The sequence below is a fragment of the Burkholderia savannae genome, assembly GCF_001524445.2.
Classification (GTDB): Bacteria; Pseudomonadota; Gammaproteobacteria; order Burkholderiales; family Burkholderiaceae; genus Burkholderia; species Burkholderia savannae.
Genome location: NZ_CP013417.1, coordinates 1,325,390 through 1,342,933, shown reverse-complemented (window position 1 = coordinate 1,342,933; position 17,544 = coordinate 1,325,390). Strand labels below are relative to the sequence as shown.

The window sequence follows — 17,544 nt, the reverse complement described above, 5'->3', positions numbered from 1 at the left end:
AAAAACCGGCCCGTGGGCCGGTTTTTTTTACGTCCTTCGCACGGTCCCCGTGCATCTGTTCCGCGGTTTCGCGGACGCCGACGAATCGTTGCGGCGCCCGCAGGCACGCGCTCGGGCGCGTGCACGCCCGCCGACGGCGCCGACGCATCAACGCAGGCTGAGCCAGCCGAAACCCTCCTCCTGCGACGCGACGAGCACGTCGCCCGCCCCACCCCCCAAAGCCGCCGCCAGCGCCGCCTGCGCGTGCGCCGGCGTATTGTTCTGCTGGCTCAGGTGCGCGGCCACCAGGTGCCGCAGCCGGCTGCGATCGAGCTCGGCGAGGATGGCGGCCGCCGCCTCGTTGCTCAGATGGCCGTGCGAGCCCCCGATGCGCGCCTTCAGCGACGCCGGATAGCGGCTTGCCGCAAGCATCGCGACATCGTGGTTCGCCTCCAGCACGAGGCCGTCGCAGCCGCTCAGCACGGCGCCGATGTGCGGCGTCGACATGCCGACGTCGGTCAGCACGCCAAGACGCGCCGCGCCGTCGCTGAAGACGAACTGGAGCGGCTCGCGCGCGTCGTGCGGGACGGTGTAGGGCCGCACGCACACGTCGCCCAGCGCGGCCTCCTCGTCGCTCCAGAGCACGTGGAGGTCGACGTCGGCTTCGTCCGCGCCGACCGCGCGCGCGGTGCCCCAGCTCATGTACAACGGCAGCGACGCACGGCGCGCGAGCGTCAGCGCGCAGCCGACGTGGTCGCCGTGTTCGTGGGTGACGAGGATCGCGTCGAGATCGTCGACGCGCAAATCGAGGCGCGCGAGCCGGCGTTCGAGTTCTTTCGCCGAGAAGCCGCAGTCGAGCAGAAGGCGCGTCGTCGTCACGCCATCCGATGCTTCGACGACGAGCGCGTTGCCTTCGCTGCCGCTTCCGAGGCTCGCGAATCGCACGAGCTTAGTTCAGCTGCGCGTGCAGCAGCGAGATGATCCGCTGCGCGTCGGACGAGTTGTCGATCTGGCCGTTCGTGTCGAGGACGGCCACTTGCGTATTCGAGTCGCCCTGCGCGCGCACGTTGACGAGGAATTCCTTGCCCGGCTTCGCGGCCGTCGGGCCACCGTAGAACAGCTTGCCGAACAGGCCGTCGCGCTTGAGCTCTTCCATCGAATTCGCGTAACGGACGTAGTAGATGCCCTTCGAGCGATCTCGATTGTCGACCGTGAAGTTCGTCCGGTCGAGCGCGAGGCCGACACGCAGCCACGCACGGTCGAACGATTCGGCCAGATCGAGCGTCGACGCGCCGCCGTTGGCGCCGACGACCGTCGCGGGCGCCGTCGCCGGACGCGCATCGGCGAGCAGTTGCTTCGCCTGCGCGTCGGTCAGGCCGAATTTTTCCATCAGCTTCGCGAGGAACACCGCTTCGAGCACCGGATTGCGCGGACGCTCTTCCCAGCGCGACGACGTGCCGCCCTGCGCGCCCGTCAGCTTCTCCTCCATCGCGCTATGCGTGATCGAGATGTCGGTGTTGCCGCCGGACGTACGCGTGACGAGCGTGCGGAACCGATCGCGCGTGCCCGACGAATAGGCGAAATCGATCACTCGGCCGATCGTGCGGCGGAACCAGTCGTCCGGGATGTTCGCGCGGTTTTCCGCCCAGTCGGTCGCCATGATGCCGGTCGAAGGCGCGTCCGTCTTCAGCACGAAGCCGTTGTCCTGCCAGAATTCCTTCAATTGCGGCCAGAGCTGCTCGGGCGTGCGGCCGTCGACGACGAGCCAGCGGCGGTCGCCGTCGCGCTCGACGTGCATGCCGAACGGGTCCTGCGCGCTCGGCTGCCCTTCCGTCGCGTTGCCCGCGGCCGTCACGGCGCGCGTCGGTGCGGAGCCGAGGCCCGAGTTCGTCGGCGGCGCGACGTACGACGGGCTGAGCGGCATCGCCGTCAGATCCTGCGGCACTTGCAGCGGAGGCGCCGAGCCGGTCGACTTGTAGTTGACCCGGTCGGGCGCGAGATAGTCGTTCAGCGTGTCGCAGCCGGCGAGCGCGCCCAGCGCGAGCGCCAGCACCGAAACCTGGATCGCACGGGAGGAAAAGGCGGAATGTTTCATGAAGTCCTTCGTCTTGCTAGAACGCGTGTCACGCACGACGCCGGGAGCGGCCGGGTCGGGTCGGATCGATCGGGATGCGGCGCGGCCGCACGGGCGGCCGCGTTGGGCCTCACAGGAGGCCGGCCTCGCGAAGCGCGCCGCGCACGGCTTCGTGGCAGCGCTCGTCAAGCGGCGTAAGCGGCAGGCGGATGCCGCCTGCGATCTTGCCCATCTGCTGCAGCGCCCACTTCACCGGAATCGGGTTCGCCTCGATGAACAGATTCTTGTGCAGCGACAGGAGCTTCATATGAATCTCGCGCGCCGCCTTCGCGTCGGCGGCAAGCGCCGCGCGGCACAGTTCGCTCATTGCGCGCGGCGCGACGTTCGCCGTCACCGAGATGTTGCCGTGGCCGCCGAGGAGCATCAGCGCGATCGCGGTCGGATCGTCGCCGCTGTAGATCGAGAAGTTCGCGGGCGCCGCGTTGATCAGCTGCGCGGCGCGATCGATGTTGCCCGTCGCGTCCTTCACGCCGATGATGCCCGGCACCTGCGCGAGCCGCAGGATCGTCTCGTTCGACATGTCCGCGACCGTGCGCCCCGGCACGTTGTAGAGGATCACCGGCAAGTCGACCGCTTCAGCGATCGCCTTGAAGTGGCGGTACATCCCTTCCTGCGTCGGCTTGTTGTAATACGGCACCACCTGCAGCGTCGCGTCGGCGCCCACCGCCTTCGCGTGCTTCGACAGCTCGATCGCCTCGGCCGTCGAATTGCCGCCCGCGCCCGCGACGATCGGAATCCGCTTCGCCGCATGCTTGACCGCGGTTTCGATCATGAGGACGTGCTCGTCGACGGAAAGCGTCGCCGATTCGCCGCTCGTGCCGACCACGACGAGGGCATCCGTCCCCTCTTCGATATGCCAGTCGACCAGCTTGCGGAAGGCCGCCAGATCGAGGCCGCCGTCCTCGAGCATCGGGGTGACGATCGCGGGGACGCTGCCGCGGATTTGAATGCCGTCTTGAGTGCCGTTAGCCATGAAACAAACGCGATGAAAAATCGGTAAAAGTCGATTGTAGCGGATTAGCCTGCCAGTCCGTAACGCGGATATCCCGCCCCTTCTTCCGCCGCGGCGCGCTCGCGCACCGCGCAGATTCGTTGGACGAATGCGTCGCGCGGCGTGGCGGCGAACCCGTCCTCGAACGCGACGACGCGCAACTGCCCGCGCACCGCGCCGAGCAACTCGCCCGGCGCGAGCAGAAACGCCGGATTGGACGGTTTGCCGACCGTTTGGTTGCCTTGCGCGAACGTCTCGTACAACAGCACGCCGCCCGGCGCGACTGCGGCGACGAGACGCGGCAGCAGCGGACGATGCAGATAATTCGTCACGACGACCGCGGCGAAGCGCGCGTCGTCGGCAAGCGGCCACGGCGCGGCTTCGAGATCGGCCGCCTGCTCGGCGACGCCCGGCAGTGCGCCGAGCGACGCGAGTGCGGCCGGCTCCCGCTCGAGCGCGCACACCGGATGGCCGCGTTCGGCGAACCAGCGCGCGTGGCGGCCGTGGCCCGCGGCGACATCGAGCACCGTGCCGCCCGCCGGCACGAGATGCGACCACTTGCGTATCCACGCGGACGCCTCGGCCGACGCGCCGTGCGCCGCCGCGCTCGGCGCGCCGTCTACCGCGATCGTCAGCGTCTTCAACTGTACGCGAGCCCCATCGCCTCGCGCACGTCGCGCATCGTCTCGACCGCGTGCTTGCGCGCCTTGTCGCAGCCGTCCGCGACAATCGCGCGCAGCAGCGACGGATCGTCCATGTACTTCTGAGCGCGCTCGAGCATCGGCTGCTGTTCGCGCAAAATCCCTTCGACCACCGGTTGCTTGCAGTCGAGACAGCCGATGCCCGCCGAGCGGCAGCCATTCTGCACCCACTCGTGCGTTGCTTCGTCCGTATAGACCTGGTGCAGTTGCCACACCGGGCACTTGTCCGGATCGCCCGGATCGGTGCGGCGCACGCGCGCCGGATCGGTCGGCATCGTGCGGACTTTCTTCGTGATCGTCGCCGCGTCCTCGCGCAGGCCGATCGTGTTGCCGTACGACTTCGACATCTTCTGCCCGTCGAGGCCGGGCATCCGAGACGCCGCGGTGAGGAGCGCCTGCGGCTCGACGAGGATGATCTTGCGTGCGCCTTCGAGATAGCCGAACAGGCGCTCGCGGTCGCTCATCGACAGGCTCTGCGATTCCTGCAGCATCGCGCGCGCCTGTTCGAGCGCCTCGTCGTCGCCTTCCTGCTGATAGGCGTTGCGCAGCTCGTGATAGAGCTTCGCGCGCTTGCCGCCCAACTTCTTCGCCGCTTCGAGCGCCTTCTCCTCGAAGCCCGGCTCGCGGCCGTACAGGTAATTGAAGCGGCGCGCGATCTCGCGCGTCATCTCGACATGCGGCACCTGATCCTCGCCGACCGGCACGAGCGAGCCGCGATAAAGCAGGATGTCGGCCGCCATCAGCACCGGGTAGCCGAGGAAGCCGTACGTCGACAGATCCTTGTCCTTCAGCTTCTCGATCTGCTCCTTGTAGGTCGGCACGCGCTCGAGCCAGCCGAGCGGCGTGCTCATCCCGAGCAGCAGCGCGAGCTCGGCATGCTCGGGCACCTTGCTCTGGATGAAGAGCGTCGCCTGCGCCGGATCGATGCCGGACGCGAGCCAGTCGATCAGCACGTCCCAGACGTTCTTCTCGATCACCTCGGGCGTTTCGTAGTGCGTCGTCAGCGCATGCCAATCGACGACGCAGAAGAAACACGGGTACTCGGACTGCAGCTTGACCCAGTTCTTCAGCACGCCGTGATAGTGGCCGAGGTGGAGCGACCCGGTGGGTCGCATGCCGGAAAAGATACGGTCTGGGAACATGATTGTCGTTAGAAAAGCGAGGCGAAAGGAGTCAGGATGGCCGTCACGACGGCGTAGCCGGCGCCCACCAGCGGCCTGAGCCACAATTTCGTCAGAAGGCCCGTCGCGACGAGCGCGAGCACGATGAAAAAGCCGTACGGCTCGAGCCGCGACAGCGCGATCGATTGCTTCGGCGGCAGCAGCGCCGCGAGCACGCGCCCGCCGTCGAGGGGCGGCAGCGGAAAGAGGTTCAGCACCGCGAGCACCAGATTGACGCCGACGCCCGCGCCCGCCATGCGCGTGAAGAACGGCTCGTCGATCGCGAGCGCGGCGAGGCCGATGCTCACGAAGCCCCAGATCAGCGCCTGGACGAAGTTGCAGCCCGGCCCCGCGAGCGCGACCCACAGGCTGCCCCAGCGCGGGTTGCGCAGATTGCGGAACGTGACGGGCACGGGCTTCGCGTAGCCGAACAGGAACGCCCCGCTCGTCAGGAAGTACAGCACGAGCGGAATCACGATCGTGCCGAACGGATCGATGTGGCGCATCGGGTTGAACGACACGCGGCCCATCATGTAAGCGGTGTTGTCGCCGAGCAGGCGAGCGACGTAGCCGTGGGCGGCCTCGTGCAGCGTGATCGCGAAGATCACGGGCAGCGCATAGACGGCGATTGTCTGTATCAGGGAAGAAGCATTCATAGCGCGCTATTGTAACAAGCGGGAAACGCGCGAACGACGCGCGTGCATGCGGACCGCAACGGCGGCCGCTCCGGTGCGCCGGGGCGGCGCGGCTGCGCTCACGCGGCGAGGCCGAACGGCTCGAGCGGCCCGCGGCCGGCCCGCACGAGCTGCGGCGCGTCGCCCGTCAGGTCGATCACCGTCGACGGCTCGCGCGGACACGCGCCGCCGTCGATCACGAGGTCGACCTGCTTTTCGAGGCGCACGCGGATTTCTTCGGGCTCGTTGAGCGGCTCGTCGTCGGGCGGCAGGATCAGCGTCGTGCCGAGGAGCGGCTGGCCGAGCGTCTCGAGCAGCGCGAGCGTGATCGCATGCGCGGGCACGCGCAGCCCGATCGTCTTGCGCGACGGGTGCGACAGCCGCCGCGGCACTTCCTTCGTCGCCTGCAGGATGAACACGTACGGCCCCGGCGTCACCGACTTGATCAGCCGGTATTGCCGGTTGTCGACCATCGCGAACGTCGCGAGCTCGGACAGATCGCGCACGAGCAGCGACAGATGCTGCTTCTCGTCGAGCCCGCGGATGCGGCGCACGCGCTCGACCGCGTCCTTGTCGTCGAGATGGCACGCGAGCGCATAGCTCGAATCGGTCGGCAGCGCGATCACGCCGCCGCCCCGCACGATTTCGGCCGCCTGCTTGACGAGGCGCGGCTGCGGATTATCCGGATGAATCCTGAAGAATTGGGACATGGGGACAAAGAGTATGGTTCGGCGCGCACGCCGGCCCGCGGCCGGACGCGCCGCCGGCGGACGCCGCTACAGCCAGCGCTCCCAGACGGGTTTGAGATCGGACGGCAGCGGCGGCAGGCTGCCGAGCTCGGTGCGCCCTTCGCCCGGCGCGTGGAAATCGGAGCCGCGCGACGCCTCGAAGCCGAAGCGCCGCGCGACGTCGGCGTATTCGCGGTACTGGTCGGGCGTGTGGCTGCCCGTCACGACCTCGATCGCGACGCCGCCCAAATCGATGAATTCGGCGAAGAACGCGTCGAATTCGATGGGCGTATACGCATAGCGGCCCGGATGCGCGACGACCGCCTCGCCGCCCGCCTGCCGAATCCACGTGACGGCGTCGGACAGCTTCGCCCAGCGGTGCGCGACGTAGCCTGGCTTGCCGTCGCCGAGATAGCGGTCGAACACGTCGGGAATCGACGCCGCATGCCCGTTGTCGACGAGAAAGCGTGCGAAGTGGGTGCGCGAGATCAGATCGGGATTCGACGCGTATGCGAGCGCGCCTTCGTAAGCGCCTTCGATGCCGAGCGCCGCGAGCGCGTCGCCGATCGCCATTGCGCGCGCCGCGCGGCCGTTGCGCGTGCGGTAAAGGCCATCGACGAGCGTGCGGTTCTCCGGATCGATGTTCAGGCCGACGATGTGCACGGTGCGCGACGCCCACGTCACCGAAATCTCGACACCGTGCAGATAGCGCATGCCGAGCGCCTCGGCGGTTTCGCGCGCGGCGCGCTGGCCGCCGACCTCGTCGTGATCCGTCAGCGCCCACAGCGTGACGCCGCCCGCATGCGCGCGACGCGCGACGTCGGCGGGAGAAAGCTGACCGTCGGAGACGTTCGAATGGCAGTGGAGATCGGCGTTCATCGTGGGCATCGGAGACTAAGCGTTCATTCTACTGCAATGCGCAAATTCGCCGAATGCGCCCCCGATGCCAATGGACGGGGCCGCGGCCGATTCCGGGGCCTTGCCTCGGTGCTCTCTCGCGTTTCGCGTATCTCCTTTCGCCGATTGGCCGATTGGCTGATTGGCTGATTGGCTGATTGGTCGACTTGTCGCCGAGCCGGAGCGGCGATCCCGATGTCAGCTCACGCGCAAAACGCCTCGATCAGCGCCGCGATCTGTTCCGGCTGGTCGTGATGGACCATGTGCCCCGCATCCTCGACGAGTTTTTCGCGCCAGTCGGCGAACGCCGCAAAACGCGCCTTGAATTCGGGAATCGGAATCTCGCCCGCGAGAAACGCCAGCGTCGGCGAATCGACCGCCTCGACGTGCAGCACCTTCGCGCGCACCTTCGACCAGATCGCCATCACCTCGTCGAGCCGGTACAGCAGCGGGCCGCGCAGCTTGTGCGCGGGATCGGCGAGCAGCTGGTATTGACCGTGCGCATCGCGCATCGACCAATGCTCGGCAAGAAACGCCGCGCGGCGCGGCTCGAGGCGCGGATTGGTCTTGACGAGGCGCGCGGCGACGTCCTCGAGCGACGCGTAGCGCTTGAGCGTCGGCGGCGTGCGTAGCTCGTCGAGCCATTGCCCGACGCGCCGCGGCGCCTGCTCGACGCGCGCGGGCGCGAGCCCGAATCCCTCCAGATCGACGACCCGCCGCACCCGCTGCGGCCGCGCACCCGCGTACAGGCAAACGACGTTCGCCCCCATGCTGTGGCCGATCAGATTGACTTCGCCGTCGGGCGTGTAGTAGTCGATCAGCGCATCGAGGTCCGCCAGGTATTCGTGGAACCAGTAATGGCCGCCGCCCTGCGCGGCGACCGGCCAATCGGACAGCCCGAAGCCGCGCGCATCGGGGGCGATCACCTGCCAGTCGCCCGCGAGCGCGTCGACGACGAACTGAAACGACGCCGCGACGTCCATCCAGCCGTGCAACATGTAGAGCGTCGGCGCATCGGGCCGCCCCCAGCGGCGCACATGCAGTTTCACGCCGCGAACCGTGACGAAATCGGAGACAGATTGAGTGGAATGCATCGCAGCCGCCAAAAAAAGAATGACCGTTCGATTATATCGATCCGGCTCACCTGGCGTCGGCCGGGCTTCAAGTCGGCGTGCGTGTCGAGGCACTTCTCTAGGTAAGCCGAGCGGCTGCAGCGGGCGCTCAATTGAGGGGCAGATCCAGAGGAACCGCGCAAACCGCCACGAATCGGCCCGAATCGGCACCAATCGTCGAAAACCGTCGCGATTCACCGCGATTCGCCGCAATTCGAATTCGTCGCGACTCGCCGGGTTGAGCAACGGCGGCATCTCCGACCGCCAACGTTGATCGGCGGATACCGATCGTGGCGCGCTCACGCCCCGGTTTGGCGAGCGAGGCGCACAGATCGCACGACAGCTTCGACGCGCCGATCACCGCGTCACCGCGTCACCCGGCGACCGCCCCTCCCGATCCGCCCGCCGGTCCTGTCGACCTGCCGTCCCGCGCACGGCGCACGCGCGGCCGCCGGACCACGGCCGCACACGCAGCGCGAGCCCATCATGCCTTCGGCTCGATGTCCTGCGCGACGAGCGCGTTCAATTCGTCGTCGTCGAATCCCGCGGCGCGGCGGGCATCGAAATTGAACGGGCCGCGCAACCGCGGCGCACGGTACTGCGCAGCGAGCCGTTCGTAGGTCGCACGCGGATCGAGCCCCGCCTCGTCGCACAGATGGCGAAACCACCGATTGCCGATCCACACGTGGCCGATCTCGTCGCGCAGGATCACGTCGAGAATCGCCGCAGACGCATCGTCGCCCGCTTGCTGAAGCCGTGCGCGGATCGGCGGCGACGCATCGAGCCCGCGCGCCTCGAGCGTGCGCGGCACGAGCGCCATTCGCGCGAGCACGTCGCCCGCCGTGCGCTCGCACATCTCCCACAGGCCGTCGTGCGCGGGAAAATCGCCGTACGCATGGCCGAATTCGGCAAGGCGCGCGGCGAGCAGCGAATAGTGATGCGCCTCCTCGGCCGCGACCTTCAGCCAGTCCGCATAGAACGCCGCGGGCATCTGCGCGAAGCGCCACACTGCGTCAAGCGCGAGATTGATCGCGTTGAACTCGATATGCGCGAGCGCATGCAACAGCACCGCGCGCCCTTGCGGCGAACGCATGCTGCGCCGCTCGAGCCGGCGCGGCTCGACGAGCGCCGGGCGCGCGGGCCGCCCGGGCAGGCCGCCCCCGGGTGCGCTCAGCTCGCGCTCGGGCCAGGCCGCCGCGCGGCCGTCGGCGAGCGCCGCGCGCAACTCGGCGACGAGCGCGGCCTTGCGCACGGGATCGGGCTCGCAAAGCGCGGTAAGCGCGTCGCTGCGCGCGCAGCGCAAGGGTTCGGGCGACGAAATCGGCACGTGTGGCATGAGAAGGCGACGCGCCCGCGCGGCACGCGCGCGAACGGCCGGGACAACCGTTTACAATAAAGGATTCGATCGCGCCGCATCCAAGCGCGACACAACCGCGCGCCATTGTACCGGCCGCCCAGACAAGCCCCAAGGGAGACATCGTGACCATCTACAAGCTCGGCGACAACGCCCCGTCCATCCACGAAAGCGTGTTCGTCGCGGACAGCGCGTCGATCGTCGGCAAGGTCGTGCTCGAAGAGAACGCGAGCGTGTGGTTCGGCGCGACGATCCGCGGCGACAACGAGCCGATCACGGTCGGCGTGGGCAGCAACGTTCAGGAAGGCGCGGTGCTGCACACCGACCCGGGATGCCCGCTCACGATCGCGCCGAACGTGACGGTCGGCCATCAGGCGATGCTGCACGGCTGCACGATCGGCGAAGGCTCGCTGATCGGCATCCAGGCGGTGATCTTGAATCGCGCGGTGATCGGCCGCAACTGTCTCGTCGGCGCCGGCGCGGTGATCACCGAGGGCAAGACGTTTCCGGACAATTCGCTGATTCTCGGCGCGCCGGCGAAGGTCGTGCGTACGCTGTCCGACGAGGACATCGCGCGGATGCACATGAACACGAAGAGCTACGCGATGCGGCGCGCGTATTTCAAGGAGCAGCTCGTGCGGATCGGCTGATCCGCCGCGCGCGAGCCGTTTGATCGTCAAGGGAAAAAAGTGAGCGACCAGTTACAGAAATTCATGTTCAACGCGGCCCCGGTGCGCGGCGAGATCGTCTCGCTGCGCAACACGTGGCAGGAGGTGCTCACGCGCCGCGATTATCCGATGCCCGTGCGCAACGTGCTCGGCGAAATGATGGCGGCGTGCGCGCTGCTGTCGGCGAACCTGAAGTTCGACGGCACGCTCATCATGCAGATCTTCGGCGACGGCCCGGTGAAGATGCTCGTCGTGCAGTGCAGCTCGGATCTCGCGATGCGCGCGACCGCGAAGTTCTCGGGCAACGCCGCGCAGAGCGTCGGCGACGGCACTTCGTTCGCCGAGCTGATCAACGCGAGCGGCCACGGCCGCTGCGTGATCACGCTCGATCCGGCCGACAAGCGGCCGGGCCAGCAGCCGTATCAGGGCATCGTGCCGCTGAACGGCGAGGACGGCCCGCTCGCGTCGATCGCCGACGTGCTCGAGCATTACATGCGGCACTCCGAGCAGCTCGACACGCGCCTCTGGCTCGCGGCCGATCACGATCGCGCGGTCGGCGTGCTGCTGCAGAAGCTGCCGGGCGACGGCGGCATCGTGCCGCGCGTGGAGGAAACCGACGAGGACACGTGGGAGCGCGTCTGCACGCTCGGCGGCACGCTGTCGCCGAAAGAACTGCTCGAAGTGGAACCCGCGACCGTGTTTCGGCGTCTGTTCTGGCAGGAGAATGTGCAGCACTTCGAACCGACCGCCACGCGCTTCCAGTGCACGTGCTCGCGCGAGAAGGTCGGCGGGATGCTGCGCATGCTCGGGCGCGTCGAAATCGACGGCGTGATCGAGGAGCGCGGCCACGTCGAAATTCACTGCGAATTCTGCAACCAGCGTTACGAATTTGATCCGGTCGATGTCACGCAGCTATTCTCGACATCCGAACTCGGTGCGGGCGTCGCGCCCGCCGCTGCGCAGAAGCACTGAGGCGCCCGCGCACGGGCAACGCGCCGCGCGCGCCGTGCGGCGGGCACGGCGCCGGCACAAGCCAGGAGGCAGTAGCATGAAACCGATACTCGTTCGCGCCGCGCCGCTCGCGGCGCTCGTTGCGGCCGCGTCGCTGAGCGGATGCGTCGCGCCGCCGTCGATGACCGTCTTGAGCCGTCTGCCCGAGCAGGCGGGCACGACGACGCACACGCTCACGCCCGACGAGCGCAAGCGCTACGACGAGATCGACCGGCAAGTGCTGCGCGAGCAGAACGCGGCGATCGCGGCCGACGAAGCGGCGCGCGCGTGGTCGTACTACTATCCGCCGCCCATCACCTATTACGGCGGCTACTACGGCGGCGGCTGGGGGCATGGCTGGGGCACGGGCTTCAGCTACGGCTACCCGGGCTGGTGGTGGTGAAACGCCGAATTCCGGCAGTTCCGGCGAATTAAGAACCCACGAGAAACAAAAAAGCGCGGCCGCAAGACCGCGCTTTTTTACTAGGCTTTCCGAAGCATCTCGATTGCGTGAAAACCGTACCGCTCCGCACCTCCGAGCCGGCATCGCCCGCACCGCGATCCGGCGCGCTCGGCGTGCAGCCCGACGGCGCGCCCGTCAGCCGTGCGCGGGCTTGTGGGCCTTGTCGCCGCCGTGCCGCTTTTCAGGCTTCGCGCGCGACACGGGATTCGGCACGACGCGCACCGGCGCGGCCGACACCTCGCCGCGCGTCGACGCCGCCGGCTGCGCGTTGCCCTGCGCCGCTGGCGCCGGCGAATTCGGCGACACGAACTGCACGAACACCTCGCTGTCCTTCACCATGCCCATCTCGTAGCGCGCGCGTTCCTCGATCGCCGACGTGCCGTTCTGCAAATCCTGCACTTCGCCCGCGATCCGCTCGTTGCGCAGCTTCGCGTCGGCGTTCTTCTGCAACTGGTCGTTCAACTGCTGCCGCAGTTCATGCACCCGCAGCCAGCCGCCATGCCCCCACCACAACGGGTACTGAATCACGACCAGCAAAGCGATCAGAACGACGGTAACGAGCCGCATGAATAAGCCGCAGATATAAGAAGCGCCGCTTCACGATATCGCGAAGCGGCGTCATCATCGATGAACAAGAGCGATAGTAACGCGTCAGCGCACGTCAGCGCAGGTTGTAGAACGCCGATTTGCCCGGGTAGCTCGCGATGTCGCCCAGATCCTCTTCGATGCGAAGCAGCTGGTTGTACTTCGAAATGCGATCGCTGCGCGACAGCGAGCCCGTCTTGATCTGGCCGGCGTTCAGGCCGACTGCGATGTCGGCGATCGTCGAATCTTCCGTTTCGCCCGAGCGGTGCGAGATCACGGCCGTGTAGCCGGCGCGCTTTGCCATCTCGATGGCCGCGAACGTTTCGGTGAGCGTGCCGATCTGGTTGATCTTGATGAGGATCGAGTTCGCGATGCCCTTCTCGATGCCTTCCTTCAGGATGCGCGTGTTCGTGACGAACAGGTCGTCACCGACCAGCTGCACCTTCTTGCCGAGACGGTCGGTCAGCAGCTTCCAGCCGTCCCAGTCGCTTTCGTGCATGCCGTCCTCGATCGACACGATCGGGAACTTGTCGGCGAGCGTCGCGAGGTAGTCGGTGAACTCGGCCGACGACAGCTGCAGGCCTTCGCCCGCGAGCTGGTACTTGCCGTCGTGGTAGAACTCGGAGGCCGCGCAGTCGAGCGCGAGCAGCACGTCTTCGCCCGCGCGGTAGCCGGCCTTCTCGATCGCCTGCAGGATCGTCGACAGGCATTCGTCGTTGCTGCCGAAGTTCGGCGCGAAGCCGCCTTCGTCGCCGACTGCCGTGCTCATGCCGCGGTCGCTGAGGATCTTCTTCAGCGCGTGGAACACTTCCGCGCCGCAGCGCAGGGCTTCACGGAACGTCGGCTGGCTCACCGGGACGATCATGAATTCCTGGATGTCGAGGCTGTTGTTCGCGTGCGCGCCGCCGTTGACGATGTTCATCATCGGCACCGGCAGCTGCATCGCGCCCGAGCCGCCGAAGTAGCGGTACAGCGGCAGGCCGGCTTCCTCGGCGGCCGCCTTCGCGACGGCCATCGACACGGCCAGCATCGCGTTCGCGCCGAGGCGCGACTTGTTGTCGGTGCCGTCGAGCTCGAGCAGCGTCTTGTCGAGGAACGCCTGCTCGGACGCATCGAGGCCCATGATCGCTTCGGAGATCTCGGTGTTGATGTGCTCGACCGCCTTCAGCACGCCCTTGCCGTTGTAGCGGCCGGCTTCGCCGTCGCGCAGCTCGATCGCCTCGCGCGAGCCGGTCGATGCGCCCGACGGCACCGCCGCGCGGCCCATCGTGCCCGATTCGAGCAGCACGTCGCATTCGACGGTGGGGTTGCCGCGCGAATCCAGAATTTCGCGGCCGATGATGTCTACGATTGCACTCATGGTTTCCTCTGAAAATAACGACGGATTCTGTCTTCAGCGACGGCTGCCGATGCGTGCGCGGCAGCCGCTCCTGCTACTGACGCGCGCCGCGGCCGCCGAGTTCATCAATTGAAATCGTTTTCCAGGAACGGCGCGCGCTTCACCGCCTGATCGAGCGTGACGAGCGTCTCCAGCAGCGCGGCCATCCTGCCGAGCGGCACCGCGTTCGGGCCGTCCGACTTCGCCTCGGCCGGGTTCGGATGCGTCTCCATGAACAGGCCCGCGACGCCCGTCGCCACCGCCGCGCGCGCGAGCACCGGCACGAACTCGCGCTGGCCGCCCGAGCTCGTGCCCTGCCCGCCCGGCAACTGCACCGAGTGGGTCGCGTCGAACACGACGGGCGCGCCCGTCTCGCGCATGATCGCGAGCGAACGCATGTCCGACACCAGGTTGTTGTAGCCGAACGACACGCCCCGCTCGCACGCCATGAAGCGGTCGTCCGACAGCCCCGCCTCGCGGGCGGCGTCGCGCGCCTTGTCGATCACGTTCTTCATGTCGTGCGGCGCGAGAAACTGGCCCTTCTTGATGTTCACGGGCTTGCCCGATTGCGCGCACGCGCGGATGAAGTCGGTCTGGCGGCACAGGAACGCGGGCGTCTGAAGAACATCGACTGCGGCCGCCACCTGCGCGATCTCGTCGATCTCGTGCACGTCGGTCAGCACCGGCACGTTCAGCTGCCGCTTCACCTCGGCGAGAATCCGCAGGCCCTCGTCCATCCCGAGCCCGCGAAACGACTTGCCCGAGCTGCGATTGGCTTTGTCGTACGACGACTTGTAGATGAACGGCACGCCGAGCTTCGCGCAGATTTCCTTCAGCCGGCCCGCCGTGTCGATCGTCATCTGCTCCGATTCCACGACGCACGTGCCGGCGATCAGGAAGAACGGCTTGTCGAGCCCGACTTCGAACCCTGCGAGATTCATGCTTTCGCTCCGGCGCGCGACTGCTGATACGCGAGCGCGGCTTGGACGAACGACTTGAAGAGCGGATGGCCGTCACGCGGCGTCGACGTGAATTCCGGGTGGAACTGGACGCCGACGAACCACGGGTGCATCGTGCGCGGCAGCTCCATCATTTCCGGCAGATCCTCGCTCGGCGTGCGCGCGCTGATCACGAGGCCGCCCGCCTCGAGCTGCGGCACGAAGCGATTGTTGACCTCGTAGCGGTGGCGGTGGCGCTCGTTCACGTCCTTGCCGTAGATCTCCTCGGCGAGCGTGCCCACCTTGATCGGGCAGCGCTGCGAGCCGAGCCGCATCGTGCCACCGAGATCCGAATCCTCGGTGCGCTTCTCGACCTTGCCTTCGCGGTCGTACCACTCGGTGATCAGCGCGACGACGCGCTCCGGCGTGTTCTGATCGAACTCGGTGCTGTTCGCCCGCGCGAGGCCGACGACGTCGCGCGCGAATTCGATGACAGCGAGCTGCATCCCGAGGCAGATGCCGAGATACGGCACCTTCGCCTCGCGCGCATGGCGGATCGCGGCGATCTTGCCTTCGGTGCCGCGCCGGCCGAAGCCGCCCGGCACGAGCACGGCGTCCAGATGCGCGAGGCTCGCGGCGCCGTTCGTCTCGAGCTCTTCCGAATCGATGTACTCGATGTTGACCTTGGTCGACGTGTGGATCGACGCATGGCGCAGCGCCTCGATCAGCGACTTGTACGACTCCGTCAGGTCGACGTACTTGCCGACCATTCCGATCGTCACCTCGTGCTTCGGGTTCTGAAGCTTATCGACGAGCTCCGACCACATGCTCAGGTCGGCCGGCTTCGGATCGAGCTTGAGCTCTTCGCAGATGATCTTGTCGAGGCCTTGGTCGTGCAGCATCTGCGGGATCTTGTAGATGCTGTCGACGTCCCACACCGAGATCACCGCGTCTTCCGGCACGTTCGAGAAGAGCGAGATCTTCTTCGATTCGTCGTCGGGGATCGGGCGATCGGCGCGGCAAAGCAGCACGTGCGGCGAAATGCCGATCTCGCGCAGCTTCTGCACGCTGTGCTGGGTCGGTTTCGTCTTCAGCTCGCCCGCCGTCGCGATGAAAGGCACGAGCGTCAGGTGAACGAAGCATGCGCTGTTGCGCCCGAGGCGCAGGCTCATCTGGCGCGCCGCCTCGAGGAACGGCAGCGACTCGATGTCGCCCACCGTGCCGCCGATCTCGACGATCGCGACGTCCGGCTCGCCGCACGTGGCCGACGCGGCGCCGCGCTCGATGAACGCCTGGATCTCGTTCGTGATGTGCGGGATCACCTGCACGGTCTTGCCGAGGTAATCGCCGCGACGCTCCTTGCGGATCACCGATTCGTAGATCTGACCGGTCGTGAAATTGTTGGCCTTGCGCATCTTCGTGCTGATGAAGCGCTCATAGTGGCCGAGGTCCAGATCGGTTTCCGCGCCGTCTTCCGTCACGAACACTTCGCCGTGCTGAAACGGGCTCATCGTGCCGGGGTCGACGTTGATGTAGGGATCGAGTTTGAGGAGGGTGACTTTGAGGCCGCGCGATTCGAGGATCGCGGCGAGAGAAGCGGCGGCAATGCCCTTGCCGAGGGAAGAAACTACGCCGCCGGTGACGAAAACATATTTGGTCATCGCTGGATGCTCGCGGGAAAAACGGATTATACCGTAAAGGCCGCGCGCCACTCAGCAATCGACGCTCGATCGCACCCTTTCCTTCTCCTTTCCGAGCTTGCCGGCAGCCGCCCGGCCGTCGTGCAGGGCGCGCACGCCGCATGCCGCGTATCACCGCGCGTCGCACCGCACGCCACGCGAATCCGGTGCGCCGCCCCAGCGGCTCATCCGGCGTCGCAATCGACCGTCGGTGCGCGCCGCGGCATATGCGACATATGCGTGCCGCGCGCCGCCGCGATCACCCGCGCCGCGCGTCGGCGCCGCCGCCCTCCGCGGCACGCAGCATGTTGAGCATGCGCTGCAGCGCTCGCGCGGTCTCGAGCGGGCGCTCCATCGGGAAGAGGTGGCTGCCCTCGAGCCATTCGATCCGGCCGTGCGCCGCGCGCTGCGTCGCCGCGAGCCCGATCTGGCGGATCTCGCGCGAGCGCGTGCCGGCGAGAAAGCCGACCGGCACGGGCGCGCCGCGCGCGAGGCGCGGGCCGAGCGTGTGCGGCAGTGTCCGGTAGATCATGTATTCGATCTGCCGATCGAACGCGAGCGCGCGCTCGCCCGCCGCACTCGTCTGCGGAATGCCGTAGTCGATGTAATCGGACAGCATCCGCTCGTCCCAGCGCGCGAACGACGGCTTCGCGCGGAAGTGGCGCCACGCGTCGTCGCGGCTCGCCCAATGGACGCGGCGGTTGCGCGTCGCGGCGGCGGGCGACAGGCGCTCGTCGAGCCCCGTCCATTGGCTCACGCGCAGCGCGCTGCTGCGCCAGCCTGCAATCACCGGCGAATCGAGCATCACGACGCCGCGCACCCATTGCGGGCGCTTGAGCGCCGCCATCAGCGACAGGTAACCGCCGAGCGAATGGCCGACGAGCCATACGGGCCGCTCGTACGCGCGGCCGATGTCGTCGAGCAGTTGCTCGACGAGGTGCGGCCAATCGCGCGTCACCGGAAAGCGCCGGTCGTGGCCGATCCGCTCGATGTAGCGCCACTCGTAGTCGTCCGCGAGCTCGGCGAAGATCGTCCGGTAAGTGGAAGCCGGAAAGCCGTTCGCATGCGAAAAATGGATGATGTCCTTCAAACGCCGCTGTCTCCCTGTCGTAG

General features: G+C 67.4%; 18 protein-coding genes. 3 read left to right on the top strand and 15 right to left on the bottom strand.

What is annotated here, in order from left to right; genetic code table 11:
• Window positions 1-147 precede the first annotated feature (147 nt).
• From WS78_RS06675 to WS78_RS06625, 10 genes are all read right to left on the bottom strand, one after another.
• Window positions 148-924: an MBL fold metallo-hydrolase gene (locus WS78_RS06675; protein ID WP_038750423.1), complete on the bottom strand. Its 777-nt coding sequence runs from the start codon at window positions 922-924 to the stop codon at window positions 148-150.
• A 4-nt stretch (window positions 925-928) separates the two neighbouring features.
• Window positions 929-2,074 carry an outer membrane protein assembly factor BamC gene (bamC, locus tag WS78_RS06670; RefSeq protein WP_059577215.1) on the bottom strand — a complete coding sequence of 382 codons (1,146 nt, stop codon included), beginning with the start codon at window positions 2,072-2,074 and terminating at the stop codon, window positions 929-931.
• Window positions 2,075-2,183: 109 nt separating this feature from the next.
• Window positions 2,184-3,086 carry a 4-hydroxy-tetrahydrodipicolinate synthase gene (dapA, locus tag WS78_RS06665; protein WP_038750428.1) on the bottom strand — a complete coding sequence of 301 codons (903 nt, stop codon included), beginning with the start codon at window positions 3,084-3,086 and terminating at the stop codon, window positions 2,184-2,186.
• 44 nt (window positions 3,087-3,130) lie between these two features.
• On the bottom strand, window positions 3,131-3,748 hold the full coding sequence (locus WS78_RS06660) for a class I SAM-dependent methyltransferase (RefSeq protein ID WP_038750431.1): 618 nt from the start codon (window positions 3,746-3,748) through the stop codon (window positions 3,131-3,133).
• A complete protein-coding gene (locus WS78_RS06655) occupies window positions 3,745-4,947 on the bottom strand; it encodes a tryptophan--tRNA ligase (RefSeq protein WP_059577212.1) in 1,203 nt (400 codons plus the stop codon). Before WS78_RS06655 ends, WS78_RS06660 begins: the two co-directional genes overlap by 4 nt.
• 8 nt (window positions 4,948-4,955) lie before the next feature.
• Window positions 4,956-5,621, bottom strand: coding sequence for a site-2 protease family protein (locus tag WS78_RS06650; RefSeq protein ID WP_038750436.1), 666 nt, complete (start codon window positions 5,619-5,621; stop codon window positions 4,956-4,958).
• Between the two features lie 98 nt (window positions 5,622-5,719).
• Window positions 5,720-6,349, bottom strand: a complete 630-nt coding sequence (locus tag WS78_RS06645) for an L-threonylcarbamoyladenylate synthase (protein ID WP_038750439.1) — start codon at window positions 6,347-6,349, stop codon at window positions 5,720-5,722.
• 66 nt (window positions 6,350-6,415) lie between these two features.
• Window positions 6,416-7,246 (bottom strand): 3',5'-nucleoside bisphosphate phosphatase, encoded by an 831-nt coding sequence (locus WS78_RS06640; RefSeq protein WP_059577251.1) that lies wholly within the window; start codon window positions 7,244-7,246, stop codon window positions 6,416-6,418.
• Between the two features lie 221 nt (window positions 7,247-7,467).
• On the bottom strand, window positions 7,468-8,358 hold the full coding sequence (locus tag WS78_RS06635) for an alpha/beta fold hydrolase (RefSeq protein WP_059577210.1): 891 nt from the start codon (window positions 8,356-8,358) through the stop codon (window positions 7,468-7,470).
• Window positions 8,359-8,860: 502 nt separating this feature from the next.
• On the bottom strand, window positions 8,861-9,679 hold the full coding sequence (locus tag WS78_RS06625; RefSeq protein WP_059577207.1) for a ferritin-like domain-containing protein: 819 nt from the start codon (window positions 9,677-9,679) through the stop codon (window positions 8,861-8,863).
• Window positions 9,680-9,855: 176 nt separating this feature from the next.
• Here WS78_RS06625 and WS78_RS06620 point away from each other — a divergent pair, with 176 nt between their 5' ends.
• The 3 genes from WS78_RS06620 to WS78_RS06610 all read left to right on the top strand — a co-directional run bounded on the left by WS78_RS06620 (window position 9,856) and on the right by WS78_RS06610 (window position 11,791).
• A complete protein-coding gene (locus tag WS78_RS06620; protein WP_059577204.1) occupies window positions 9,856-10,380 on the top strand; it encodes a gamma carbonic anhydrase family protein in 525 nt (174 codons plus the stop codon).
• Between the two features lie 39 nt (window positions 10,381-10,419).
• Window positions 10,420-11,370 carry an Hsp33 family molecular chaperone HslO gene (gene hslO / locus WS78_RS06615; protein WP_038750451.1) on the top strand — a complete coding sequence of 317 codons (951 nt, stop codon included), beginning with the start codon at window positions 10,420-10,422 and terminating at the stop codon, window positions 11,368-11,370.
• A gap of 76 nt (window positions 11,371-11,446) precedes the next feature.
• A complete protein-coding gene (locus WS78_RS06610; RefSeq protein WP_059577200.1) occupies window positions 11,447-11,791 on the top strand; it encodes a hypothetical protein in 345 nt (114 codons plus the stop codon).
• A gap of 195 nt (window positions 11,792-11,986) precedes the next feature.
• Here the strand turns inward: WS78_RS06610 and ftsB are convergent, their stop codons facing one another.
• From ftsB to WS78_RS06585, 5 genes are all read right to left on the bottom strand, one after another.
• Window positions 11,987-12,418 carry a cell division protein FtsB gene (ftsB, locus tag WS78_RS06605; protein ID WP_059577197.1) on the bottom strand — a complete coding sequence of 144 codons (432 nt, stop codon included), beginning with the start codon at window positions 12,416-12,418 and terminating at the stop codon, window positions 11,987-11,989.
• 94 nt (window positions 12,419-12,512) lie between these two features.
• Complete coding sequence (gene eno / locus WS78_RS06600; protein ID WP_006478406.1) at window positions 12,513-13,796, bottom strand: phosphopyruvate hydratase; 1,284 nt, start codon at window positions 13,794-13,796, stop codon at window positions 12,513-12,515.
• A gap of 104 nt (window positions 13,797-13,900) precedes the next feature.
• Window positions 13,901-14,755: a 3-deoxy-8-phosphooctulonate synthase gene (kdsA, locus tag WS78_RS06595; protein WP_038750459.1), complete on the bottom strand. Its 855-nt coding sequence runs from the start codon at window positions 14,753-14,755 to the stop codon at window positions 13,901-13,903.
• On the bottom strand, window positions 14,752-16,413 hold the full coding sequence (locus tag WS78_RS06590) for a CTP synthase (RefSeq protein ID WP_038750462.1): 1,662 nt from the start codon (window positions 16,411-16,413) through the stop codon (window positions 14,752-14,754). The genes kdsA and WS78_RS06590 overlap by 4 nt, the downstream gene beginning before the upstream one ends.
• Window positions 16,414-16,690: 277 nt before the next feature.
• Window positions 16,691-17,521: an alpha/beta fold hydrolase gene (locus WS78_RS06585; protein ID WP_059577194.1), complete on the bottom strand. Its 831-nt coding sequence runs from the start codon at window positions 17,519-17,521 to the stop codon at window positions 16,691-16,693.
• Between the last annotated feature and the right edge of the window lie 23 nt (window positions 17,522-17,544).